General features: G+C 65.2%; 18 protein-coding genes and 5 pseudogenes. 13 read left to right on the forward strand and 10 right to left on the reverse strand.

Features of this window, described 5'->3' with window-relative positions; all coding sequences use genetic code 11:
- The 7 genes and pseudogenes from CKW46_RS05565 (at position 1) to CKW46_RS05595 (ending at position 7128) form a co-directional block, all read left to right on the forward strand.
- The gene (locus tag CKW46_RS05565) at positions 1–480 is read left to right on the forward strand and encodes a (2Fe-2S)-binding protein (RefSeq protein ID WP_036426958.1); all 480 of its coding nucleotides are present in this window, start codon (positions 1–3) and stop codon (positions 478–480) included.
- Positions 477–2867, forward strand: coding sequence for an aerobic carbon-monoxide dehydrogenase large subunit (locus tag CKW46_RS05570; protein WP_482052945.1), 2391 nt, complete (start codon positions 477–479; stop codon positions 2865–2867). The genes CKW46_RS05565 and CKW46_RS05570 overlap by 4 nt, the downstream gene beginning before the upstream one ends.
- A gap of 9 nt (positions 2868–2876) precedes the next feature.
- The gene (locus CKW46_RS05575; RefSeq protein ID WP_482052946.1) at positions 2877–3761 is read left to right on the forward strand and encodes an XdhC family protein; all 885 of its coding nucleotides are present in this window, start codon (positions 2877–2879) and stop codon (positions 3759–3761) included.
- On the forward strand, positions 3758–4348 hold the full coding sequence (locus CKW46_RS05580) for a nucleotidyltransferase family protein (RefSeq protein ID WP_015354356.1): 591 nt from the start codon (positions 3758–3760) through the stop codon (positions 4346–4348). The genes CKW46_RS05575 and CKW46_RS05580 overlap by 4 nt, the downstream gene beginning before the upstream one ends.
- Positions 4349–5227: an AAA family ATPase gene (locus CKW46_RS05585; RefSeq protein WP_012392619.1), complete on the forward strand. Its 879-nt coding sequence runs from the start codon at positions 4349–4351 to the stop codon at positions 5225–5227.
- 13 nt (positions 5228–5240) lie between these two features.
- Positions 5241–5916, forward strand: a pseudogene (locus CKW46_RS05590) (SRPBCC family protein).
- 6 nt (positions 5917–5922) lie between these two features.
- Positions 5923–7128, forward strand: a complete 1206-nt coding sequence (locus tag CKW46_RS05595) for a vWA domain-containing protein (protein WP_482052947.1) — start codon at positions 5923–5925, stop codon at positions 7126–7128.
- A 2-nt stretch (positions 7129–7130) separates the two neighbouring features.
- Here the strand turns inward: CKW46_RS05595 and eutC are convergent, their stop codons facing one another.
- From eutC to CKW46_RS05610, 3 genes and pseudogenes are all read right to left on the reverse strand, one after another.
- Positions 7131–7904: an ethanolamine ammonia-lyase subunit EutC gene (gene eutC, locus CKW46_RS05600; protein WP_482052948.1), complete on the reverse strand. Its 774-nt coding sequence runs from the start codon at positions 7902–7904 to the stop codon at positions 7131–7133.
- Positions 7901–9310, reverse strand: a complete 1410-nt coding sequence (locus tag CKW46_RS05605) for an ethanolamine ammonia-lyase subunit EutB (RefSeq protein WP_012392623.1) — start codon at positions 9308–9310, stop codon at positions 7901–7903. Before CKW46_RS05605 ends, eutC begins: the two co-directional genes overlap by 4 nt.
- A pseudogene (locus tag CKW46_RS05610) lies at positions 9307–9834 on the reverse strand (amino acid permease); the annotation flags it as partial. The pseudogene CKW46_RS05610 and the gene CKW46_RS05605, both read right to left, overlap by 4 nt.
- Between CKW46_RS05610 and CKW46_RS05615 the strand changes: the two are divergent.
- Positions 9831–10133, forward strand: a pseudogene (locus CKW46_RS05615) (magnesium transporter); the annotation flags it as partial. The pseudogenes CKW46_RS05610 and CKW46_RS05615 sit on opposite strands and share 4 nt — an antisense overlap.
- 23 nt (positions 10134–10156) lie before the next feature.
- Here CKW46_RS05615 and fbaA read toward each other — a convergent pair.
- The gene (fbaA, locus tag CKW46_RS05620; RefSeq protein ID WP_012392628.1) at positions 10157–11191 is read right to left on the reverse strand and encodes a class II fructose-bisphosphate aldolase; all 1035 of its coding nucleotides are present in this window, start codon (positions 11189–11191) and stop codon (positions 10157–10159) included.
- A 100-nt stretch (positions 11192–11291) separates the two neighbouring features.
- Between fbaA and CKW46_RS05625 the strand changes: the two genes are divergently transcribed.
- On the forward strand, positions 11292–11984 hold the full coding sequence (locus tag CKW46_RS05625) for a DedA family protein (RefSeq protein WP_012392627.1): 693 nt from the start codon (positions 11292–11294) through the stop codon (positions 11982–11984).
- Here the strand turns inward: CKW46_RS05625 and CKW46_RS05630 are convergent.
- Both CKW46_RS05630 and CKW46_RS05635 read right to left on the reverse strand, forming a co-directional pair.
- A complete protein-coding gene (locus CKW46_RS05630; protein ID WP_015354361.1) occupies positions 11973–13088 on the reverse strand; it encodes a glycoside hydrolase family 76 protein in 1116 nt (371 codons plus the stop codon). The genes CKW46_RS05625 and CKW46_RS05630 overlap by 12 nt on opposite strands.
- Positions 13089–13186: 98 nt before the next feature.
- Entirely contained in the window at positions 13187–14512 is a 1326-nt protein-coding gene (locus CKW46_RS05635) for an adenylate/guanylate cyclase domain-containing protein (protein ID WP_482052949.1), read from the reverse strand.
- Positions 14513–14989: 477 nt separating this feature from the next.
- Here CKW46_RS05635 and CKW46_RS05640 point away from each other — a divergent pair.
- Positions 14990–15928, forward strand: a pseudogene (locus CKW46_RS05640) (amino acid permease); the annotation flags it as partial.
- On the opposite strand, the pseudogene CKW46_RS05645 reads toward CKW46_RS05640, so the two are convergent.
- The 3 genes and pseudogenes from CKW46_RS05645 to CKW46_RS05655 form a co-directional block, all read right to left on the reverse strand.
- Positions 15929–17008: pseudogene (locus tag CKW46_RS05645) on the reverse strand (magnesium transporter); the annotation flags it as partial.
- Positions 17009–17028: 20 nt separating this feature from the next.
- Positions 17029–18231 (reverse strand): ISAs1-like element IS2404/ISMul1 family transposase, encoded by a 1203-nt coding sequence (locus CKW46_RS05650; RefSeq protein WP_482053369.1) that lies wholly within the window; start codon positions 18229–18231, stop codon positions 17029–17031.
- 913 nt (positions 18232–19144) lie between these two features.
- Positions 19145–19960, reverse strand: a complete 816-nt coding sequence (locus CKW46_RS05655) for an Rv0361 family membrane protein (protein ID WP_011740742.1) — start codon at positions 19958–19960, stop codon at positions 19145–19147.
- Positions 19961–20110: 150 nt separating this feature from the next.
- Between CKW46_RS05655 and CKW46_RS05660 the strand changes: the two genes are divergently transcribed.
- The 3 genes from CKW46_RS05660 (at position 20111) to CKW46_RS05670 (ending at position 22897) form a co-directional block, all read left to right on the forward strand.
- Positions 20111–20524, forward strand: a complete 414-nt coding sequence (locus CKW46_RS05660; RefSeq protein ID WP_482052950.1) for a DUF3151 domain-containing protein — start codon at positions 20111–20113, stop codon at positions 20522–20524.
- Between the two features lie 223 nt (positions 20525–20747).
- Positions 20748–21506: a methyltransferase domain-containing protein gene (locus CKW46_RS05665; protein ID WP_015354367.1), complete on the forward strand. Its 759-nt coding sequence runs from the start codon at positions 20748–20750 to the stop codon at positions 21504–21506.
- A gap of 416 nt (positions 21507–21922) precedes the next feature.
- The gene (locus tag CKW46_RS05670) at positions 21923–22897 is read left to right on the forward strand and encodes a sulfotransferase domain-containing protein (RefSeq protein WP_482052951.1); all 975 of its coding nucleotides are present in this window, start codon (positions 21923–21925) and stop codon (positions 22895–22897) included.
- Between the two features lie 29 nt (positions 22898–22926).
- Here CKW46_RS05670 and CKW46_RS05675 read toward each other — a convergent pair whose 3' ends face one another.
- Positions 22927–23850 (reverse strand): cation diffusion facilitator family transporter, encoded by a 924-nt coding sequence (locus CKW46_RS05675; protein ID WP_011740736.1) that lies wholly within the window; start codon positions 23848–23850, stop codon positions 22927–22929.
- Positions 23851–23880 lie beyond the last annotated feature (30 nt).

Below are 23880 nucleotides of genomic sequence, written 5' to 3' on the forward strand. Positions count from 1 at the left end.
ATGCAGGTGAACATGACCGTCAACGGCGAACCGGTCAGCGCCGAAGTCGAACCCCGAATGCTTCTGGTCCACTTCCTGCGGGATCAGCTGCGGCTCACCGGAACCCACTGGGGCTGTGACACCAGCAATTGCGGGACCTGCGTGGTTGACGTCGACGGTGTGCCGGTGAAGTCCTGCACCATGCTGGCCGTCATGGCCTCCGGGCGCAGCATTCGCACCGTGGAAGGGCTAGCGGCGGCCGATGGCTCACTCGACCCGGTGCAGGAAGGGTTCATGCGTTGCCACGGACTGCAGTGTGGTTTTTGCACGCCGGGAATGATGATCACCGCCCGCGCCCTGCTCGACCGCAATCCGGACCCCGATGAAGAGACCATTCGCGAGGCGATCTCCGGGCAGATCTGCCGGTGCACCGGCTACACCACCATCGTGCGGTCCATCCAGTGGGCCGCCAAGAACGCCAAGGAGGTGGCCAGCTCGTGACCACCATCGAATCACGGCCAGAAGACCTGGCCGACAACGACCAAAAGCCTTGCGGCCACGGCCGGATGCTGCGCAAAGAGGATCCTCGCTTCATCCGCGGCCGCGGCAACTATGTTGATGACGTCGCGTTGCCGGGCATGTTGCACCTGGCGATCTTGCGCTCACCGTATGCGCACGCCCGCATCGTCAGCATTGATGTGACTGCGGCCCTTGCCCATCCGAAGGTCAAGGCGGTGGTGACGGGCGCGGATCTGGCCGAGAAGGGCTTGGCCTGGATGCCCACGCTGTCCAACGACGTGCAGGCCGTGCTGGCCACCGACAAGGTGCGCTTCCAGGGCCAGGAGGTGGCTTTCGTCGTTGCCGAGGAACGTTATTCGGCCCGCGACGCGCTCGAGTTGATCGACGTCGAGTACGACCCGCTGGACCCGGTTGTCGACGTGCGCAAGGCCTTGGACCCGTCGGCGCCGGTGATCCGCACCGACCTCGACGGCAAGCAGGACAATCACATCTTCGACTGGGAGACCGGTGACGCGGCGGCCACCGACGCCGTGTTCGCCAAGGCTGACGTGGTGATCAAACAGGAGATGGTCTATCCGCGTGTGCACCCCGCGCCGATGGAAACCTGCGGAGCGGTAGCCGATTTGGACCCGGTCACCGGCAAGCTCACGCTATGGACCACCTCGCAGGCGCCGCATGCCCACCGCACGCTGTATGCGTTGGTCGCCGGGCTGCCCGAACACAAGATCCGGGTCATCTCGCCCGACATCGGTGGCGGCTTCGGCAACAAGGTGCCGATCTATCCCGGCTATGTGTGTGCCATCGTCGGTTCGTTGGTGCTGGGTAAACCGGTCAAATGGATGGAGGACCGTAGCGAGAACCTGACCTCGACCAGCTTCGCGCGCGACTACATCATGGTCGGTGAGATCGCCGCGACCAACGAGGGCAAGATTCTGGCGCTGCGCTCTCACGTGCTGGCCGATCATGGTGCCTTCAACGGCCAGGCGGCACCGACGAAATACCCGGCCGGTTTCTACGGCGTGTTCACCGGCAGCTACGACCTGGAAGCCGCCTACTGCCACATGACCGCGGTGTACACCAACAAGGCGCCCGGCGGGGTGGCCTACGCGTGTTCGTTCCGCATCACCGAGGCGGTGTATTTCGTTGAGCGGCTGGTGGATTGCTTGGCCTTCGAACTCAAGATGGACCCCGCCGAAGTGCGGCTGCGCAACCTGCTGAAGCCCGAGCAGTTCCCGTACACCACCAAAACGGGATGGGTCTATGACTCGGGCGACTACGAGTCCACCATGCGCCAGGCCATGGACATGATCGGCTATGACGCCCTGCGCGCCGAACAAAAAGAAAAGCGCGATCGCGGTGAGCTGATGGGCATCGGCATCTCCTTCTTCACCGAGGCCGTCGGCGCCGGCCCGCGCAAGGACATGGACATCCTCGGGCTGGGCATGGCCGACGGATGCGAGCTCCGGGTGCACCCGACGGGCAAAGCCGTGGTGCGACTGTCGGTGCAGACCCAGGGCCAGGGCCATGAGACGACGTTCGCCCAGATCGTCGCCGAGGAGCTGGGGATCCCACCCGACGACATCGACGTGGTGCACGGTGACACCGATCAGACCCCGTTCGGGCTGGGTACCTACGGCAGCCGCTCGACCCCGGTCTCGGGCGCCGCAGCGGCGTTGGTGGCCCGCAAGGTGCGCGACAAGGCCAAGATCATCGCTTCGGGCATGCTCGAGGTATCGGTTGCCGACTTGGAATGGGAGAAGGGCTCATTCCACGTCAAGGGAGATCCGTCGGCATCGGTCACCATCGCCGACATCGCGATGCGGGCCCATGGAGCCGGCGATCTGCCGGAGGGCATCGAGGGCGGCCTGGACGCCGAGGTGTGTTACAACCCGTCGAACCTGACCTACCCGTACGGCGCGTACTTCTGTGTGGTCGACGTCGATCCGGGCACCGGGGTGGTCAAGGTGCGGCGCTTCCTGGCCGTCGACGACTGCGGCACCCGCATTAACCCGATGATCATCGAGGGCCAGGTGCATGGCGGCATCGTCGACGGCATCGGCATGGCGTTGATGGAGATGATCGCCTTCGATGAGGACGGTAATTGTCTGGGCGGCTCGCTGATGGACTATCTGATCCCGACCGCGCTCGAGGTGCCGCACCTGGAAACCGGGCACACGGTGACGCCCTCGCCGCATCACCCGATCGGGGCCAAGGGAATCGGTGAATCGGCCACCGTGGGCTCGCCCCCGGCGGTGGTGAACGCGGTGGTGGATGCGTTGGCGCCATATGGGGTTCGCCATGCCGACATGCCGCTGACGCCGTCCCGAGTCTGGGAGGCCATGCAGGGCCGGGCCACACCTCCGATTTAAGGGTTGCAGATGACCATTAGTGAGCGGGCGGCGCAGCTGCTGGCTGCGCGGACACCGTTTGTGCATGCCACGGTGGTCCGAGCCCAGCCGCCGACCTCGGCTTACCCCGGTGACGAGGCGATCCTGTTGCCCGATGGCACTATCGAGGGCTTCGTCGGCGGGCAGTGCGCGCAGAACTCCGTTCGCAAGGCGGCGTTGGGGGTGCTTCAGGCGGGCGAAAGTGTGCTGCTGCGCGTGCTTCCCGATGGGGACGTGCACTTCCCCGAAGCCCCCGGCGCATGCGTGGTGGTCAATCCGTGCCTGTCGGGCGGGTCGCTGGAGATCTTCTTGACCCCGCAGCTGCCGGCGCCGCTGGTCCGAATCTACGGTGCCACGCCGATCGCCGAGGCGTTGATCGAGGTCTGCGGCGTGCTGGGCTACGACGCCCGCCGCGACAGCGACCCGGTCGGCGCCGCCGCCTTGCCGACTGCCGTCGTGATCGCTAGCCATGGCGGCCCGGAAGCCGAAAACATCCGCGCGGCATTGGATAACGGCGTTGGCGACATCGGTCTGGTGGCCAGCAAGGTCCGTGGCGCCGCGGTCCTGTACTCGCTGGGCCTCTCGGCGACCGAGCGGGCGCGCATCCGCACCCCGGTCGGACTGGCTATCGGTGCCAAGACGCCCGCCGAGATCGCGGTGGCCATCGCCGCCGAAATCATTGCGGCGGTGCGCGCCGGCGGCGGGGGCCGGCCCGCGCCGGTGGATGCGGCTGCCGCCGAGGCGGTGGACCCGGTGTGCGGGATGACGGTCCTGATCGGGCTGGCGACCGAACACCTGCGGCTGGCGGGTGCCGACTACTGGTTCTGCTGCCCCGCATGCCGAACGGCGTTCAGCGACAGAAACGGCGGCGCGTGAGGGCGCCTAGCATCACCGGTGTGGTGCTGGCGGCCGGCGGATCCCGTCGTCTGGGCACGCCGAAACAGCTGCTGTCTTATCGCGATACGACCCTGCTCGGGGCGACTCTGCGGGTAGCGCGGGGCGCCGGATTCGATCAGCTGATCGTGACCCTGGGCGGGGCCGCCCAACGGGTCCGCGCGCTGGTGCCGCTGGATGAGGCCGAGGTGGTGACGGTCGAGGACTTTGGTGCCGGGTGTTCGGCTTCGTTGCGCGTTGCGCTGGGACGGGTGGATCCGCAATCCGCCGGCATTGTGCTGATGCTTGGGGATCAGCCGGGCGTCGACCCGGCCACCGTCGCCCGCCTGGTCGGCCAGGGGCCGGGCTGCGACCTCATGGTGTGCCGGTACAACGATGGAATCGGGCATCCATTCTGGTTTAGCCGCAGATTATTCGGTGAATTAACACAGCTGCACGGCGATAAGGGAGTGTGGAAGCTCATTCAATCCGGCCGGCACCCGGTGCGGGAACTGGTGGTGGACGATTCGGTACCGTTGGACGTGGACACCTGGGACGACTACCGGCGGCTCGTGGAATCGGTGCCTTGAATGAGCGTGACGACCTTTGCAGACCCCCAAGATGTGGTTCGCCGGTTCGACGCGCAGAACTATCTGCTGGACACCGGGACCGCATCGGCCATCTATCTCGCGGTCACCCTCGGGCGCCCGCTACTGCTCGAGGGTGAGCCCGGTGTGGGTAAGACGACCGCTGCGAAAGCCCTTGCCGCGGTTTTGGATACCTCGTTGATCCGGCTGCAGTGCTATGAAGGGCTGACCGCCAACGAGGCGCTCTACGACTGGAACTACCAGCACCAGCTGTTGTCCATCCGGCTCGCCGAGGCGCGTGGCGCCGATATCTCCGAGGCCGATCTGTACAGCGAGGCGTATCTGGTGGATCGGCCCATCCTGCAGTGCGTGCGCCATCGCGGCTCGACACCGCCGGTGCTGCTGATCGACGAAATTGACCGGGCCGACGATGAATTCGAGGCGCTGCTACTGGAGTTCCTCGGTGAGGCGGCGGTGACGGTTCCCGAATTAGGCACCTTCGTTGCACCGCTGCCGCCGATCGCGGTGTTGACCTCCAACCGCAGCCGCGATCTGCATGACGCGTTGCGCCGGCGTTGTCTGTACCACTGGATCGACTACCCGGAGCCGGCTCGGGCGGCCGCGATCGTGCGGCGGACGGTTCCCGGGGCCAGCGCCGCGCTGATCGAGCATGCCACTCAATTCGTCGGCAGCGCACGAGATCTCGATCTGGACAAGCCGCCGGGCGTGGCCGAGACTATCGACTGGGTCGCCGCACTGGTCTCGCTGGGTGTCGCGGACCTCGTCGACGCATCGGCATTGGCCAGTCTCGGGGCATTGGCCAAGACTCCTGATGACCGAACCCTGATACGCGACGCGTTGACCGAATACAGCCGAACATGAGAGGACTCATCGAATGAAGATCGCGAACCAGTTCACCGTCAGCGCGCCGATCGAGCAGGCCTGGGGATGTGCTGTGCGACCTGGAGCAGGTGATCCCGCTGATGCCCGGCGCGCAGCTGACCGGTCACCAGGACGACGACTACCTCGGCAAGGTCAAGGTCAAGGTGGGGCCGGTGACCAGTGAGTTCAGCGGCAAGGTGCATTTCGTTGAGCGGGATCGCGATCAGCATCGCGCGGTCATCGACGCCAAGGGCAAGGAGTCGCGCGGCACCGGCAACGCGGCCGCGACGGTGACCGCTCAGTTGGCGGAGGCGGGCGAGCGCACCCAGGTCACCGTCGACACCGACCTGAAGATCGTCGGCAAGCTGGCGCAGTTCGGCAGCGGAATGCTGCAGCAGGTGTCGGAGAAGTTGCTCGGTCAATTCGTGGACTCGCTGGAAGCCGAACTGGCCTCCCTCAATGCCGCGACGGCGGCTCCCGAAAGCCCGGAAAGCCCCGGAAGTCCGGAAAGCCCGGTCAGCCCGCAGCCGCGGCCCGTCGAGGCCCGCAAGCCCACCACGTCTGCGGAGCCCGAGCCGATCGATCTGCTCGAGCTCGCCGGCGGTGACCAGCTCAAGAAGTATGGCCCCGCCGTGCTGGCTGTGCTGGCCGTGCTGGTGCTGATCTGGGTGCTGCGCAGACGGCGCTGAACGCCGATGACCGCTCCGTTGCTGCTGCGCGGCGTCGACCTGGCGGCGTTCGCCGCCGCGCTGGTGGCACGGCTGCGCGGGGTCGGGGTGCTGGTGTCGGCCAGCGGTCAGGCGAATTTTGTGCAGGCAATGCGGCAGTTGGTGCCCGACTCCCTGTCCGCGCTGTATTGGGCCGCGAGGTTGACCCTGGTCAATCGGATGGAGGATCTGGTTGCCTTTGACCTCGCCTTTGCCGCCGTGTTCGGCGCGCTCGATGCGGCCGGGCCTGAGGCGGCCGATGCTGCCCGGCCGCTGCCGGGCCCCAAGACACCGGCGGCCGGCATCGTGCATCGCAACGGCGGGCCCTCCGGTGCCGCCGGCGGCCAACCGCTGCCCTGGGCCAGCCGGGTCGGGGATCAGGACGGAAGTGTTCGACCCAGCATCAAGTTGCCCGACTTGCTGCCCAGCCGGATCGCCGCATTCGCCGAGGAACCGTTCGACCAATTCGACGCCGAAGACTTGCGGCGTATTGGTGGCTGGCTGGAGTCGACGGTGGCGCGCTGGCCGCGCCGGCGCAGCCTGCGCTTCGAGTCCAGCCCGCACGGCAAGCGCATCGACTTGCGAGCCACGATGAACGCTTCGCGCGCCACCGGCTGGGAAGCGGTGCGCCTGGCGCGGATCCGGCCGCGCCGACGGCCCAGGAGGGTGGTGTTGCTCTGCGACGTAAGCCGCTCGATGCAGCCCTATGCGGCGATCTATCTGCATCTCATGCGGGCGCTGGTGGCGCGCCAACCCGGCATTCGCCCGGAGGTCTTCGCGTTTTCGACCTCGCTGACCCGGCTCACCCCGGTGCTGGCTCATCGTTCGGCGGAGGTGGCCCTGGACCGGGCGAATGCGAAGGTAGCCGACCGGTATGGCGGCACCTTTATCGGTCGTAGTGTCGGTGCGCTGCTGGAACCGCCGCACGGCAACGCGTTACGCGGCGCGGTGGTGATCATTGCCTCCGACGGTTGGGACAGCGAAGCACCTAAGGTCCTGTGTCACGCGCTGGCTCGCGTGCGCAGGCGCGCCCAGTTGCTGGTCTGGCTCAATCCGCTTGCGGCACAGAGCGATTTCGAGCCGCTGACCGGCTCGATGGCCGCGGCGCTGCCCTACTGTGACCTGTTCTTGCCGGCGCATTCGTTGACCGGGGTACAGCAGTTGCTCCGGGCGCTGGGCGGCGATCTGCGGTGACGTCAGCCGATGCCGAGCGTGTCGTCGGCGGTCAGTTCGGTGCGCGAGGTGTCTTTGAGGGCCACCCCTGAGAGGCCGAGTTTACGGGCCCCGGTGACCAGGGCAGCGGCGATGCCGGCGGCGGTCTGGTAGTCGAGGCCGTCGGGCGGGTGGATGTTGGAGATGCAGTTTCGATCCGCATCGGTCAAACCCGGTCTCGGCAGGTGCGTCAGGTAGATGCTCAAGCTGTCCGCAACCGATAGCCCGGGGCGTTCGCCGATGATCACCAGCAGCGTGCGCACTCCCAGCGCCTGACCGATGTGGTCGCCGAGGGCAACGCGCGCCTGGGTCGCGATCACTGGCGGGGCAATGCGATAGCGGTCATGGAACTCGCGCACCAGCGCACCCAGCAGGCCGGCGCCGTGATCGGTGAGGGCGCGAGGCGATAGGCCGTCGGCGAGCACGATGCCGATGTCGGCGCCGGTGTTGGGCAGGATGGACAGGTCCGCCGGAGCGCGGCCTAGATCAGGCCGGCGCAGGTACTCGCTACGTGAGCTGGCCTGACTGCGCACCACCAGCGGTGCGCCGAGGCCCAGGTCGCGGACCTGTTCGGTGAGCCCTGCGACGTCGAGCGGGTCGTGCACGGCGTCCCGCGCGGCGGCGTGGGCGGCCTGGAACTCCAGGACCCGCCGGGTGGGCAATGAGTTGCCGGCGCGGCCGAGTCCGATGCGCGCTTGGGTGACGTCGCGCAGCAATGCCCACACCTCATCGGCGGCCCGTGCGTCCGGTGCGTTCATGCACCGGTTGCCAATGCCCGCAGCGGCGAGGTCGCCAGATCGATGGGCAGAATCCGTCCGTTGGCGTCGGCCATCCCCAGACCGGTTAGCCAGGCTTCGAATTCGGGTGCGGGGCGCAGCCGCAGCACCTGTCGCACGTACAACGGATCGTGAAACGACAGGCTTTGATAGCCCAGCATGATGTCATCGGCGCCGGGGACGGCGATCACAAAGGCCGCGCCCGCCACGCCCAGCAGGGTGAGCAGCGTATCCATATCGTCCTGGTCGGCTTCGGCGTGGTTGGTGTAGCAGACGTCGACGCCCATCGGCAGGCCCAGTAGTTTCCCGCAGAAGTGGTCTTCGAGCCCGGCCCGGATGATCTGTTTACCGTCGTAGAGGTACTCCGGACCGATGAATCCGACCACGGTATTGATCAACAGCGGCTGCAGCGTCCGGGCCACCGCATAGGCCCGCGCCTCCAATGTCTGCTGATCGACGGGCTTGCCACCGGTGCCCAGGTGCGCACCGGCAGACAGGGCCGAACCCTGTCCCGTCTCCAGGTACATGACGTTGTCGCCAACGGTGCCGCGGCCCAGCGACCGCGCGGCTTCGTTGGCTTCCAACAACATTGGGATGTTCACACCGAAACTGGAATTGGCGCCCTCGGTGCCGGCGATGGACTGGAACACCAGGTCAACGGGCACACCCTTGTCGATCAATTCCGTGGTGGTGGTGACGTGGCACAGCACGCACGACTGCATGGGGATCTCGAAACGTTGCCGGATGTCATCGAGAAGGTGAAGCAGGTCCGCGGTTGCCTGAGGCGAGTCGGTCGCCGGATTGATGCCGACCACGGCGTCGCCGCAGCCCATCAGCAAGCCGTCGAGCATCCCGGCCGCAATTCCACGCGGGTCGTCGGTGGGATGGTTGGGCTGCAGCCGGGTGGCGAGCCGGCCCGGCAACCCGATGGTGGTGCGGAAGGCGGCGGTGGCGGTCGTGGCCGCGGCGACCAGAATCAGATCCTGATTGCGCATGATCTTGCAGACCGCGGCAACCATCTCCGGGGTCAGGCCCGGCGCGATCGCCGCGATGCGTGCCGCACTGTCGTCGCGAGCCGCGGTGTCCAACAACCAATCGCGAAGGCCGCCGACCGTCAGATGGGAGATCGGAGCGAATGCCTGGCGGTCATGGCTGTCGATGATGAGCCGGGTGACCTCGTCGGTTTCGTAGGGCACGACCACGTCGCTGAGAAACGTTGTCAGCGGCATGTCGGCGAGTACCCAAGCGGCGGCGGCACGTTCGGCGTCATGTTCGGCGGCACAGCCGGCGAGCTGGTCACCAGAGCGCAGCGGCGTTGCCTTGGCCAACACGTCGACCAGCCCGTCGAAGGCATACGTGGTACCCGAAATAGTCTGCCGGTAGCTCATTGCAGTTCGCTTTCGAAATCTTGCGAGCCCGCCAATTCTTCGTCCGGAGAATTGGCGACCAGTTGATGCCGACTATATAAGGCGAAATACAGTATGAACGCACAGAATACGCCCAGGCAGCAGAAAGCGGCCACGGTGTCCACCAGGAATGTGGCAATGAGCGCGGTCGCGGCGACCAGCAATGCGAAGCCGGACGTGGCAATACCGCCCGGGGTGCGGTAAGGGCGGGCCATATCGGCTGCCCGCCGCCGCAATACGATATGGCTGATCATCATCAACACGTAGCTGAGAGTGGCTCCGAAGACCGCCATGTTCAGCAGAAGATCACCTTCACCGGTGACCGACAGCGCGAAACCGATGACACCGGGAACGATCAGGGCCAGCGTCGGCGCCTTGCGGGAGTTGGTGATCGACAGCGCGGTCGGCAGGTAACCCGCCCGCGACAGCGCAAACAGCTGCCGCGAGTAGGCATAGATGATGGAAAAGAAGCTGGCGACCAGACCGGCCAGCCCGATGTAGGGTACTGGTCAAGGAACTGTCCACGGGTGCACTGGTCGGCTTCACCATGGCGGTGGCCGCGGTGATCCGCGCTTGGACGCTGAACGTGGGTCCGCAGGTCACGGTGACGGTGGCCGTCACGGTGGCCGCCATCGTGGTGTGGTCATCGCTGGTGGCGGCGATCCTGCCGCCGCTGCTCAAGAAGTTGCGCATCGACCCCGCGATCGTTTCGGGGCCGCTGATCGCCACCATCGTCGACGGCACGGGGCTGATCATCTACTTCATGATCGCGCACCTGACCCTGACGCAGCTGCAGGGCCTCTGACCTGCTCCGCTAGCCGGCTCCGCTCAGCCGGCTAGCGACTTCCCAGCGCAGTGCAAGTCGTTGCAGGCCTCGATCACCCGTTCGGTCATCCCGGCCTCGGCCTTCTTGAGGTAGCTGCGCGGGTCGTAGACCTTCTTGTTGCCGACCTCGCCGTCTACCTTGAGAACGCCGTCGTAGTTGGTGAACATGTGCCCGACGATCGGTCGGCTGAACGCGTACTGGGTGTCGGTGTCGACATTCATCTTCACCACGCCGTACCGAAGTGCCTCCTCGATCTCGGACTTCAGGGAGCCCGAGCCGCCGTGGAAGACGAAGTCGAACGGCTTGGCGCTGTCGGGCAGCCCGAGCTTGGCCGCGGCCACCTTTTGCCCCTGGTCGAGAATGTCGGGGCGCAGTTTGACATTGCCCGGCTTGTAGACGCCGTGCACGTTGCCGAAGGTCGCGGCCAGCAGGTAGGTGCCCTGCTCACCGGCGCCCAGCGCGTCAACCGTCTTCTCGAAGTCCTCGGGGGTGGTGTAGAGCTTCTCGTTGATCTCGGCCTCGACGCCGTCCTCTTCGCCTCCGACCACGCCGATTTCGATCTCGAGAATGATCTTGGCGGCCACGGCCGCCTTGAGCAGCTCCTGCGCGATGACCAGGTTCTCATCGATCGGGACCGCCGAACCGTCCCACATGTGCGACTGGAACAACGGGTCTTTTCCGGCCGACACCCGTTCGGCGGAGATCGCCAGCAGCGGCCGTACGTAGGTGTCGAGCTTGTCCTTGGGGCAGTGGTCGGTGTGCAGCGCCACGTTGATCGGGTACTTGGCCGCGACGATGTGAGTGAATTCGGCCAGCGCGACGGCGCCGGTCACCATGTTCTTGATACCTAAGCCGGAACCGAACTCCGCACCACCGGTGGAGAACTGGATGATCCCGTCACTGCCGGCGTCGGCGAAGCCTTTGAGCGCGGCGTTGACTGTCTCCGAAGATGTGCAGTTGATGGCAGGGAAGGCGTACGAATTCTCTTTGGCACGTCCCAGCATCTCGGCATAGACCTCGGGCGTTGCGATGGGCATGAAAGACTCCTCCTGAAGGCTGGGTGTACCCAGTATTGCAAGACCGGGGAATGTGTCCACTCCGGTGGGCCACCTGTTCAAGCCGGTATGTTGAGACACCATGAACACCGCCGAGATGGCCTTGCCGGACATCCTCGACCCGATGTATTGGCTGGGCGCCGACGGAATTTTCGGGTCCGCCGTGCTTCCCGGCATATTGCTCATCGTCTTTATCGAGACCGGTTTGCTGTTTCCGCTGCTGCCGGGCGAATCGCTGCTGTTTACCGGGGGCCTACTGGCCGCCAGTGCGCATCCACCGGTCACGATCGGTGTGCTCGCCCCGGCCGTGGCTGTGGTGGCGGTCCTGGGCGACCAGACCGCATATTTCATCGGGCGCCGGATCGGACCCGCGCTGTTCAAGAAGGAAGATTCGCGGTTCTTCAAGAAGCACTATGTGACCGAATCGCACGCCTTCTTCGAGAAGTACGGGCCCTGGACCGTCATCCTGGCCCGCTTCGTGCCGTTCGCGCGAACCTTCGTGCCGGTGATCGCCGGCGTGTCCTACATGCGCTATCCGGTGTTTCTGGCATTCGACATCGTCGGCGGGATCAGCTGGGGCGCCGGAGTCACGCTGGCCGGCTACTTCCTGGGCAATGTGCCATTTGTGCACCACAACCTGGAAAAGATCATCTTGGGCATTCTGATCGTGTCCCTGATCCCGGCCATGACTGCGGCCTGGCGGGGCTACCGGTCGCGGCGGCGCTCCCCCAACAACGAGTCCGACTCCTCCGACCCGGTAGTGCTACCCGAGTGAGCTGACCGCCGCGACACTGTGGGCCGCCTCCATCAGCATCCAGCCCGACAGTTGCACCGACAGGTCTCGCTCGGCGATCTCCGAGCCCTGCACCGCGCCCTCGACAAACTGTGCCTGCTGCCCCTCGGCGGTGGGCAACTCGGCGTCGCGGTCCCAGAACGCCCCGAACACCGGCAGCCCGTCCGCTGTTTGCCGGCAATCCCACGCTGATTTCGCCGACGCGAGGACTATCGCGCGGGCGGTGTCGCGCGCTTGCGCGTCGTCGGCGGAATCACCCGGCAGGGTGGTGGCCACCAGAGCCAGATACCGAGCGGTGATTCCCGCGAAGAGGCCGCCGTCTCCGCCGCCCGCCCCCTTCAACACGCCTGCGGAAGCCATGTGTTCGGCAACAGCGGCGACCAGTCGATGGACGCGAGGCGCATGCCGATCGTTTCCGGTCCGCGCCGCCAGCTCCGTCTCCAAACCGAGCACCACCCCCTGGCAATAGGTGTACTGAGCGCGGACCAGCGACCCGCCCTTGATGCCGTCGAAGACCAGGTGCGTCTCCGGGTCGATCAGCGTGCGGTCGATCCAGTCACCCATCTGCTCGGCGCGAGCAAGCCGGTCGTCATAGCGGGCCAGAAATATCCCCGCCGGACCATTGGCAGGAGCATTGAAGAACTGGTCCTGCTTGCGCCACGGGATGCCGCCACCGTCCTCGGGCACCCAGGCTTTGACGAACTGGTCGGCGAGCTTGGGCAGCGCCCGGCGCCGCTGCACACCTGCTATCCGCGCCGCCCGTTCCAGTGCCAGCGCCAGCCAGGCCATGTCGTCGTAATAGCTGTTGGTCCAGGAGAAATTGTTGCGCAACCGGTGTGAGCGGACCTGCCGATTGATCCTGCTGCGCCGCTCGGCCTGCGGGTCGCGCAACTCCGCGTCGATCAGGCAGTCCAGCAGATGCGCCTGCCACCAGTAATGCCAAGTGCCGAACATGCGGTCTTTGCGTTCCGACGGCCATGACACCACGCCCAACTGGGTTCCGGGTAGCCCCCACAGCCGCTTGAAGTGACGCCCGGTGATGGCGGCTTCAGAACTCGCGGCCCGGTTCGCCCATAGCTGGTCCATAGCCCCCGATCCTGCCTCAGACATTCCGGGCCCACGCCGCCAGTGCGGCACCAGCCGGCTTGGCATCCAAGAACCAGGGTCGCAGACGTGGACGCTCGTCAATCACCGGCGGCCACGACGGACCCACCCACCGGCGATGACTCGGAGGTGCGCTCGCCGACCAGAAACCAGGTGTGCAGCATCCCCTTGCCCTTCACCGCCACGGTGCCGCGCTCCTCGAAGACAAAACGCTCCCTGAGGCGCTCGTACACATCCTGCGGAACCTGAATGCGTCCCGGGAAACCCGTGGACTCCATGCGGGCAGCGACGTTGACGGGATCGCCCCAGACGTCATAGAAGAACCGGCTGGTGCCGACCACGCCGGCCACCACCGGACCGGCCGCCAGGCCGATCCGGATCGATACCGTCTCACCGGTGTGATCGGTAAGGTGACCCACCGAATCCGAGAGGCTGAGCGCAAACCGGGCCAGCGCCTCCAGGTGGTCCGACTTGGGCTGCGGCACACCGCTCACCACGATGTAGCAGTCTCCGGAGGTCTTGACCTTCTCGAGCCCGTGGCGCTCGACCAGGTCGTCGCATTCGCCATAGAAGCGGTTCAGAAACTTCACCAGCTCCTCCGCAGTGGCGCGACTGGCGCGTTCGGTGTAGCCGGCAATATCGGCGAACAGTATCGAGACGTCGTCGTAGTTGTCGGCAATGATCTTGGTCGCCGGGTCCTTGAGCCGGGCCGCCACACTCGCCGGCAAGATGTTGGTGAGCAACGACTCCGCACGTTCATACTCGAGCTCGATGGCCTCCTTGGCCCGCTCAATCTCATTGAGCGCGTACCAGATCGTCGCCATGACTACCACCGATGCCGAAATCGTGGTGACCGCAAAGCCCGCATCGGTGGCCCAGACCGGCATCTTTCTGGCATGGAACGGGGCCACGACTCGCGCCGCGATGTTGATCACGACCCCGAAGGTCACCACCGCCGCCGCCAACATGAGGTGATCGATGCCCAGCACGAGCGCCGCAACCAACACCGACATCAGGAAGTAGAACGCGATCCCGACGTGCGAGTCGATCATCCAACTGACCACGACCAGTGACACGTTGGCGGCAATCACCAAGGCCAGCGCCGGAACCAGCTCGCCGAGCCGGTATAGCAGCGGTATCACCGCAAACACCACGGCCATTACGGCGTTGAGCGAGACCACGTACCACTGACTGGTGGCCAGCACCTCGATCACCGCGAAACTCGCGCTGACCATCGAAGCGGTGCACGCAACGATGGCAACGACGCGACGCCGCCTGGTCAGGCTATCGGCGTATTGGCGGTCGCGATCGACAATCGCCGACTTCAGCCACAGCAACGGCCCGCTAAACGACCAACCGGCCGGCTCCGCTGTCAGCTCCGTGGATTCGACATCGACGTGAGCCACACCGGAAGCCTATCGGAAAAGGCCCCGAATTAACCGGCTTCACCTCGACAATTCGCAGTTCGGCCACTACCCGCGCACGATCGACGCCAATCGCCGATCCGATTTATCAAGCCCGACACGCACCCTCGCTGCGGCCGCCAAAATACCGAGACCGCTGGTCCCAGAATGAATCCGGACCGCCCGCCGCGCACCGCCTCGATCCGCCACTCCCCGAAGGGTTCCCAGCGGCACCCACCGTCGTCTAAGGTGGCGCGCAGCCGATGGCGGACTGGGGCTCACGGCCCCGGTTTGCCCGTGCCCGGTCACCACCAACCGGGCGGGCTGCACCGTTGACCCAGCCGTCCCAGGCTTGCTCGTAGACCGACCGCCAACCCTTGTCGGCCCGGCGCAAAAAGTTAAGTCTGTATTGCACCGGTTGGCTTTCCCACGGGCCGGAACAGATGCTGAAGGCCCATCGATTGAACGGAGGTCGACGAGGTGGCAGGCGATCACGAGGTTGCACACCTCGCGGGGGGACACTTGGCTGGCACCGACAGCCACCTGGAGTCACCGACCTATCTGCAGAAACGACAGTTGCGGACCGGTAGTGCCGGCTGGCTGCTGCTGGCGGGGCTGGGCGTGACCTACGTGATCTCGGGGGACTATTCGGGTTGGAACTTCGGGCTGGCGCGCGGCGGCTTCGGCGGATTGGCGATCGCGGCCGTGGTGATCGCCGCGATGTATCTGGCCTTGGTGCTCAGCATGGCCGAATTGTCCTCGGCACTGCCGGCCGCGGGCGGCGGGTACACCTTCGCCCGGCGCGCGCTGGGGCCGTGGGGCGGATTCGCAACGGGCACCGCCGTCCTGATCGAGTATTCAATCGCACCGGCGGCGATCGCCACCTTCATCGGCGCATACGTACAATCGCTGGGCCTGTTCGGCATTCGCAATGGATGGTGGGTTTACCTGACCATTTATGCACTCTTTATCGGCATTCATCTGTCGGGTGTGGGTGAAGCACTGAAGGTAATGTTCATCATCACCGGTGTGGCACTGGTAGGCCTCGTCGTTTTCGCAATCGCCGCGGTTGGCCACTTTCGACTGGCAAATCTGGTGGATATCACCCCGTCCGACGCGGTCGGCGCATCCGCTTTTCTGCCGCACGGCTATCTGGGCGTGTGGTCGGCGCTGCCCTTTGCGATTTGGTTCTTTCTCGCCGTGGAGGGGGTGCCGCTGGCCGCCGAGGAGACGGCAGATCCGGCCCGCAACGTTCCGCGCGGCATCACCGCCGCGTTCAGCGTCTTGGTGTTGACGTGTGCGGCCGTGCTGTTGTTGGCCACCGGCGCGGGCGGAGCCGCGGCCATGTCGTCTTCGGGCAATCCACTGGTTGCGGCGCTGGGGCCGACCGTCGCGGCCACCGTCGTCAACTACATCGGGCGCGGGGACATCGCGGAACCTGACCTGACCGGTGGCCATCGTGCGCACCAGCGTGGTTGCGATCTGGGTGCCGGTGTTGCCGCCGGTGCCGATCAGCAACGGGATGAAGAAGGCGAGCGCGATCACCGCCTCCATCTCGTCGGAGAACGCCCGCAACACGCTGCCGGTGTAGGCCTCGGCGACAAAGAGCACGAGTAGCCACACCACGCGCTTGCGCCACAGCAGCCATGGCGACGCACGCAGATACGGCACCTCCAGCGGGGCCGACCCGCCCTGACGCTCGGCGTCTTCGGTCGCTTCCTCCTGGGTGATGTCGAGGGCTTCGTCCTCGGCGATGATGCCGAGCAGGCGGTTTTCCCCATCGACGACGGGGACCGCCATGAGGTTGTGAGTCATCAGCGTCTGTGCCGCCAATTCCTTGTCGGTCAGCGGTGAGACGACGATGAGATCCTCGGTCATCAATTCGGATACCAGGCGCTCGGGGTCGGCCAGAACCAGGGCCCGAAAGGCGACGACGCCCAACAGATGCGAGTCGGCGTCGATCACGTAGACGTAGGCGGTGGTCCGGGAGTCGCTGCGCAATCCTGCGGCGTGCTCGCGCACGGTAGCGATGGCATCCAGCACAGTCATATTGGCGCCCACGGTCAGCGCTTCGGGCACCATGTGCGCCGCGGCGGAGTCCTCGGGCCAGCTCAGCAGGCCACGCAGGACAACCGCGCGCTTCAGCGGCAGCGAGGCCAGCAGGGCATCGCGCTTGGCGGTCTTGAACTCGCGCAGAATGTTGGCGGCGTGATCGGAGTCCAGCGCATCCAGCAGGCTGGCCGCCACCGCCGAGTCCATCGCTTGCAGCGCCTCGGCAGCCAGCATGTCGTCAACCGATTCGAACAACTCAACGCCGCTGGTGGTGTCGAGCAGGTCACCGAGCTTGGCCAATTCGGCTTTGGACAAGGAGGCAAGTTCACGGACGCGATCCGGCGCGTCGGTGACCACATCGAGCCACAAATCGACGGCTTTGGGCGTCCCGATGCCGACAACTTGTCGGATATCAATAGTCGATTGCTCGACGGTCGGGTAGTGGATCAGGGCTCCGGCGTTGTTGATTAGCAGGCTTGTGAGCTGGGGAATTGTGGATTGAGGAGGTCTAGGCGGCGGTTGGCGGTCAAAGCGGTGATCCGGCAGGCTTCGGCGATGTTGTCGGCGCCGTTGAGGCGGTGCAGATTGATCGCGGTGTTGCGTAGCGTTGCTAGGACCTGTGCGCCGTTTCCGGTATGTGCCCTTTGATGGTCTTCGTCGAAGGTGACGTCGCGTATCCAGTGCAGGCTGTTCTCGATTCCCCAGTGTTGACGCATCCAGGTCATGATCGCGGTAGGGCGGGCGTGCTCGAACGGCAGGCTGCAGATGGCATAGACCACCTCCACGCTGCGCTGGTCGGTGGCGGTGATCAAGCGTTCACGAGTGATCCGGATGATTTGTTTTGCGTAGGGGAAGCCGATTCCTCGTGCAGCGGTGATGATTTGCAGGGTGCGGGTCTCGACACGGCCGTGGCCGCGGGAGTCGTCGGTAGCGGCTGCGGGCACCTCGGCCCAGGGCAGCGCGGTGATACGCGCAAGTATTTTGGCTTGGTTGGACTTGACGATCATCAGGTAGTGCGACTTCAAGGTGGCGCAGATCAACTTCGCGGTGACGACCTGGGTATGCATCGCATCCACGGTGACCAGCCACCGCAAGCTACCCGGCAGCAGCGTGAGCAGGGCACGTACGCAGGGAATTTCATTGCTTTTCTCGGCGACAGCGAGTTGACCGAGCACCAATCGGGCACGGTGGGTGAACACCGACACGAGATGCGTGGCTGTCGCTTTGGCGCGTAAAGCACCACGCAGCATCTTGCCGTCCAACGCGATCGGCACCAATCCACTGGGGTCGCTGCTGGCCACGTGTGCAGTGAAGTAACTGCCCATCCTGGCGTTGAGGTCGGCGGGGTCTAGCCGAGACAAAACAGCGCGGAAGGTCTTCTCACTGGGCCGCCGGAACCGGACCCCTAATTGGGCCAACACATCATCGGGAGCGGTGGCCGCCCATGTGGCAAAACCAGCATAGCCGCGCATCCCCGCGGCAGTGGCCAGAACCGCGATCGCCAACAAAGCCATCAGCGAATACCTCCGACCGCGTGGGTCCCTCGGGTCTGGCACCGAGGCCAACACATCGAGAAACTCCGATCCGATGAGCTCGCTGCGCTCACCAGGACTCCAGCGGTCGAACACCTCTGGAACCGACGACACAGGCAATACTGAAACGGTAGGCACGGGCAACTCCAGACCAACGACGAACAGTAACCAACTCGATCGTTCTCCAGATAGCCCGTGCCTACACTCCGGCCCCAATAGCGCGGCACCAAAGATCATCAACCCAGCTCACAAGCCTGCTAATCAACAACGCCGGAGCCCTGGGTAGTGGATGCTCACGTGAAACTCACCTGCCTCTCCTGGAACAGCGAATCGGGTCGAAATCCCCGCAGGAGCAGGCAATTCGCCAACACCCTGCCACAGAATGCATGTCGGCGCATTTCGGCAGCAGTCGATCTCCCACGCTGGAAACCGAGCTACTCCGTCAATTTGACGAACGGGTGGTGCGGGCCGGAACTAGCCCGAAACTACAGGTAACGAATGGGCCAATTGTTCGGCTAGTTCCGCAACTGTGGTTCGCGTGTTCTGGCATGTCTGCACTGATGGGGGGCGGTGACCGCGGCATTCTTCGGTGTTTGTGGAGACATCCGAATATGCAGTAGCCGCCGCGACTCACAGGGTAGACCCCCGGCGGTGGTAAACGAATAGTCGAGGTCATTGCGAGCGGATCACTGCGCGCCTTTTACCGTCGTGAAGCCTGCCTCAATCCTGGCGGGACGCAGCTTGCCCGGCGCGGCCGGTGCGACGTGGGTCCCGCTGGATGGGGCTGGATGGGGAATGCATCGGGGAGTCGTGGTTCCTCGACGAACAGTGCAACCGGTCGCCGCCGAAAGCCCCCGCGGCGAATCTGTTCTTGATCGAGTCCGGGAATTGGCCACAAATGGTTGGACCTGGAAAATGCGCGCTGGCGCACCCGGGGCCAGTGCTAACCGCGGTCATATTTGAAAGTTATTGCAGTGCAACAGATTTTGCGCGAAGCGCAGGCGGGTCGAGCGGGAGAATTGTTGCCCGGTGGAAGCTGCGGCGTGCGCTACTAGCTGCTCGGTGACTGGCAGATTTTCCACTGATCATCGCGGAACTGCAGATCAAGGCTGCGCGTCGAACGAACCTGCGGGTCGTAGGCCATGAAGGTGGTGATGTTGGCCTCGGCGTGCTGGCCGTTGACCACGACCTGGTCGATGCTGGCGATGACCGGATATTGCTTGGCCGCTGAGACCCGGCGGTAGGTTTCGTCCCACGAGCGTTCGTCGTAGTCCACATAGCCGTCGCGGGTGGTACCGCAGGTGATGCTGCGCAGAGCGGTTAGATCGCCGGTCTGCACCGCGGCGTCGAAGTGCTGGATGGTTTGGCGCACCCGGTCTTCCTGGGACACGTTCGGGTGCTTGTTGCGGGTCAGTAGGACGGTGCCCAGGATGGCGATCGCCGCCAACGCCAACACGATCACGACAATTGCCAGTACCCAGCCCCAGTTGCGCTGTTTCAGGGCAGCCGGTCTGCCGCTATCGCGCGGCGGGATCGATTGCGGCACCGCAGTTTTCGGTGGCATGCCGATTGGCGGTGGGCCAGCGGGCGGCGCTTGGTGGGTTTGGAACACCTCGGTGGCCGGCTCGGGTGCGGTCGCAATGACCTGGGTCTCCTTGGCGTCGAAGCCTGGCGCGGTGAAGCGCCGCTCAGGTTGCGCGTCCGCGCCTGACGGTTCGGGATCGGTAACGGGATCAGCCTTGGAGATGACCACAGTCTCGGTTTCAGTGTCATCGGGGATCAGGGGAAAGCTCTCGGTGCCTGCTTCCCCGGCCGCTGCGTCCCTGGTTTCGGTCCCGTCGCGGTCGGGCTCGGGTGCGTTGGGCATGAGTGCTGCTTTCCTCCCGCTATTGAGTGGGTAGGTTGGAGCTTAGCGACCCTACCCCCGCTTGGGGTGATTGCCGAGCTAGGAACCGTTTGAGTGGCGGCCAGGCAGGCGGGTTTGGCCACGCCCAAAACGGTTGGCAAAATGACGCCCATGACGTCGATGGGTGATCTTCTGTGGCCCGATCCTATTCTGCTGCCCCCCGACAGTGAGGCTGAGCAGAAGTTGCTGGCAGACGAAAGTCCCGCCACCGTCGCCGCCGCCCATCCGTCGGCGTCGGAGGCCTGGGCGGCGCTTGCCGAGGAGGCGCTCGACGACGACAAGGTCATCACCGCCTACGCGTACGCGCGCACCGGCTATCACCGTGGCCTGGACAAGTTGCGCCGCAACGGCTGGAAAGGCTTCGGGCCGGTGCCCTACGCGCACGAATCCAACCAAGGCTTCCTGCGGTGCGTGGCCGCTCTGGCGCGTGCCGCTGACTCCATCGGCGAGACCGACGAGTACCGGCGGTGTTTGGACCTGCTCGACGATTGCGACCCGACGGCCCGTTCGGTGCTCGGGTTCTAGGCGAGCAACTCTGCTTGCTGGGCGGCTTGCTGGCCAACTGGCGCCGGCCGTCGAGGCTGCGAACCGGGCCCAGGCGTTATCCCGACACTTCCGAGCTTGGCGACGCTAGCCGCTTCGCGGGCATCCGTGTGTCATGCACCGAAGCCACTTCGCGGCACCCTTCGTGCGGTTCGCCATCCAATAAGGAGCCCCGAAGCCCTGAGAAGCCTTGATAACGTGAGGCGTGGCAAGAACGTTCGACGATCTGGTGGCCGAATCTACGTCAGTGCCCGTGGCGGGCTGGGACTTCTCTTGGTTGGTTGGCCGCGCGACCGAAGAACGCCCGTCATGGGGCTATCAACGATTGCTAGGTCAGCGTCTGGCGAACGCGACGGCCGCCTTGGACCTGGAAACCGGCGCCGGCGAGGTGTTAGCCGGTGCGGGCAACTTCCCGACCACCATGGCCGCCACCGAATCATGGCCGCCCAACGCGGCTCTGGCCACCAAGCTGCTGCATCCGTTGGGTGTGGTGGTGGTCGCCACCGGTGACAAGCCGCCGTTGCCGTTCACGGACGCCGCGTTCGACTTGGTGACCAGCCGTCACCCGTCCAACCTGTGCTGGGGAGAGGTCGCCCGGGTGCTGCAGGCGGGTGGCACGTATTTTGCCCAGCACGTCGGGCCTGCCACGTTGTGGAGCCTGCGCGAGCATTTCCTGGGGCCGCGACAGCACGGCGGGCCCGATCAGTACGCCGACCGGGTGCGCACGGAAATCACCGGCGCCGGCCTCGAGATCGTCGATATGCGGATCGAGCGGCTTCGGGTGGAGTTCTTCGACGTCGGGGCGGTCATCTATTTTCTGCGAAAGGTGATCTGGTTTCTGCCGGACTTCACCGTCGAGTGCTACCATGATCAGCTGCGGGCGCTGCACGACCATATCCAGTCCGAAGGCTCGTTTGTCACACATTCAACCCGGGCACTCATTGAGGCTCGCAAGCCGCTCTAAGGCCGGTCGGCGGGTTGCCGACGGCAACTGAATCACTAAGGGCGCAAGCCCATCTCGGCCTCTCCTGCGGCATCGTCGCCCGTCGGGTGCTGCCTCCACTGCCCTGGTACAGACTATTTCGTATGGACAACCATACGTTTTTGTATATAGGCTGCGTCGACGTGCATCGTCGAGCACCGACAGGAGGTGAGGGTATGTCCCACGAAGTGTTGTTCTGCGAGAAAGAGAGCACCCACTCGTGCTACGTGTTCAGCGCCAACGAACTCACCGAGTGAGAGTTGGCTTCTGACCGGCACAGTGAGACGCCGATCCGACGGGATGTGGGCAAGTTGGGCTCACATCCCGTCGGTATCGGCAACAAGTCAGCGCAAATGCTTCGTGGCGAGTGGGGCCACGATCGAGAGAAGTTGCCCTAGATGGCCGGACCTGTCCTGTACCGCTCGTTGATGAGCGACAACCTGCGTTGGTACGCGCTTGAACTGCGCGAGGGCGACATCGTCATTTCCGCGCCGTGGAAATGCGGCGTGACTTGGACCCAGCGGTTGGTCTCACTGCTCGTCTTCAACGGCCCGCAGCTGCCGGCGCCAATGTCGAGGGTGTCACCGTGGCTCGACCAGACGATTCGCCCGATCGAGGATGTGGTGAGGGCCCTGGATGCGCAGCGGCATCGCCGGTTCATCAAGACTCACACGCCGTTGGATGGTCTGGTGCTCGACGATCGGGTTACCTACATCGGTGTGGGCCGCGATCCGCGTGACGCCGCGGTATCGGAGCTGTTCCAGTGGGCCAACGTGGAAGCCAGCGCATTGCGGACCCGCGAAGTGACGGCGATGCCGCACCAGCGATTTGTTCAGTCAGGCGCCGACTTCCGGCTCACCTTTGATTGCGCCCCTGACCGGATTGAGGCGTTCCGAAGCTGGATGGACGCGGCGGCCGTGCCGTCGTCGGAGATGCGGTTTCGGCCGCCTACCGAGATCGGATCCCTGGCCGCTATCCTGCATCACTTCGGCTCGCTCTGGCAGCGGCGCCATCTGCCCAACGTCGCCATGTTCCACTTTGCCGACTATCAAGCGGATTTGGTGGGTGAGCTGATCCGGCTGGCCGAGGTGCTCGGTATTGAGCTGGGGTGTGCTCGCGCCCGGAAGCTGGCCGCCTACGCCACGCTGGATGCCATGCGGGAGCGCGCTTTCGACTTCGCTCCCAACGCCACAGACGGTGTGTGGCGTAGTAACGAGCGCTTCTTTCGGGCGGGGGGTCGGGGTGAGTGGCGGGAGATCCTTTGTGGGGCTGAGCAACAGCGATACGAGGAGCGTGTCGCCGCACTGGCTCCGCCGGATTTGGCCGCCTGGGCGCACGGCGGTCGGCACGCCCGCGACCCCGCTGTCGGGTAGGCAGGCTGGCCGAAGCGGGCCCGCTTGGCTCAGCCGATCGCGGGCACCGCGTCCGAACAGCTATCGGGACATTCCTGGATGCCCGCGGTGTGCTCGATCTGGACCGTGGCATGGTGCAGCCCACGGTCGGAGAGCACGGCCCGCGCGTCGTGCAGCACCCGCGCGGAGTCCGCGCTGCTGGTCAGGTGGGCGGTAGCCATGTCCTTGCCGGGGGCCAGCGTCCACACATGCAGGTCGTGCACCTCGGTCACGCCGTCCACGGCGCGCAGCGCCGAACGAAGCTCGTCGACGTCGATATGTCTCGGCGAGGATTCGGAAAGGATTCGTAGCGCGGCGCGGGCCAACGAGACCGCCCGCGGTGCCACCCACAGCGCGACCAGCACGGCGACCACAACGTCCGCGTAAGGCCAGCTGGTCGTGACCGTAACCACGCCCGCGGCCAGCACACCGAGGCTGCCGACGGTGTCGGCGACCACTTCCATGTAGGCGCCCTTGACCGCCAGGCTGCTATCGGCGTGCGAACGCAGCAGCAGCGCAACCACGATGTTGGCGGACAGGCCGGCGAGTGCCACCACGATCATCGGCAGGCCGGGCACCGAGGGCGCCTCGCGCAGGCGATCGATCGCTTCATAGACGATGAACAGCGCGACCCCGATGAGCAGCGCCGCGTTGGCGACCGCGGTGAACACCTCGGCGCGATGCCAGCCGTAGGTGCGGTTTGGTGACGAGCTGCCCCGCCTGCCCAGGATGACGGCGGCCAGTCCCATGAACACCGCGACCACGTCGGTGAGCATGTGGCCCGCATCGGCGAGCAGCGCGATCGAATTGATCAGCCATGCGGTGGTCAGTTCCACCACGAAAAACATCGCCAGGATCGTCGCCGCACAGACCATCCGGGGAATCATCCGTGAGGCGTAGGCCGTAGCGGGGGTGTGATTGTGTCCAGCGCCCATGGCAGAGCAATATATGCTTACTTATGCATA

This window comes from Mycobacterium liflandii, from assembly GCF_022354805.1.
In the GTDB taxonomy this organism is placed as follows: domain Bacteria; phylum Actinomycetota; class Actinomycetes; order Mycobacteriales; family Mycobacteriaceae; genus Mycobacterium; species Mycobacterium marinum.

Excerpts from the sequence above, each read along its gene's own strand:
- CKW46_RS05670 (WP_482052951.1), top strand. The coding sequence starts at position 21,923 with ATGGCCGGACCTGTCCTGTACCGCTCGTTGATGAGCGACAACCTGCGT.
- CKW46_RS05565 (WP_036426958.1), top strand. The coding sequence starts at position 1 with ATGCAGGTGAACATGACCGTCAACGGCGAACCGGTCAGCGCCGAAGTC.
- CKW46_RS05575 (WP_482052946.1), top strand. The coding sequence starts at position 2,877 with ATGACCATTAGTGAGCGGGCGGCGCAGCTGCTGGCTGCGCGGACACCG.
- CKW46_RS05595 (WP_482052947.1), top strand. The coding sequence starts at position 5,923 with ATGACCGCTCCGTTGCTGCTGCGCGGCGTCGACCTGGCGGCGTTCGCC.
- CKW46_RS05660 (WP_482052950.1), top strand. The coding sequence starts at position 20,111 with ATGACGTCGATGGGTGATCTTCTGTGGCCCGATCCTATTCTGCTGCCC.
- fbaA (WP_012392628.1), bottom strand. The coding sequence starts at position 11,191 with ATGCCCATCGCAACGCCCGAGGTCTATGCCGAGATGCTGGGACGTGCC.
- CKW46_RS05675 (WP_011740736.1), bottom strand. The coding sequence starts at position 23,850 with ATGGGCGCTGGACACAATCACACCCCCGCTACGGCCTACGCCTCACGG.
- CKW46_RS05630 (WP_015354361.1), bottom strand. The coding sequence starts at position 13,088 with ATGGACCAGCTATGGGCGAACCGGGCCGCGAGTTCTGAAGCCGCCATC.
- CKW46_RS05625 (WP_012392627.1), top strand. The coding sequence starts at position 11,292 with ATGAACACCGCCGAGATGGCCTTGCCGGACATCCTCGACCCGATGTAT.
- CKW46_RS05605 (WP_012392623.1), bottom strand. The coding sequence starts at position 9,310 with ATGAGCTACCGGCAGACTATTTCGGGTACCACGTATGCCTTCGACGGG.
- CKW46_RS05585 (WP_012392619.1), top strand. The coding sequence starts at position 4,349 with ATGAGCGTGACGACCTTTGCAGACCCCCAAGATGTGGTTCGCCGGTTC.
- eutC (WP_482052948.1), bottom strand. The coding sequence starts at position 7,904 with ATGAACGCACCGGACGCACGGGCCGCCGATGAGGTGTGGGCATTGCTG.
- CKW46_RS05655 (WP_011740742.1), bottom strand. The coding sequence starts at position 19,960 with ATGCCCAACGCACCCGAGCCCGACCGCGACGGGACCGAAACCAGGGAC.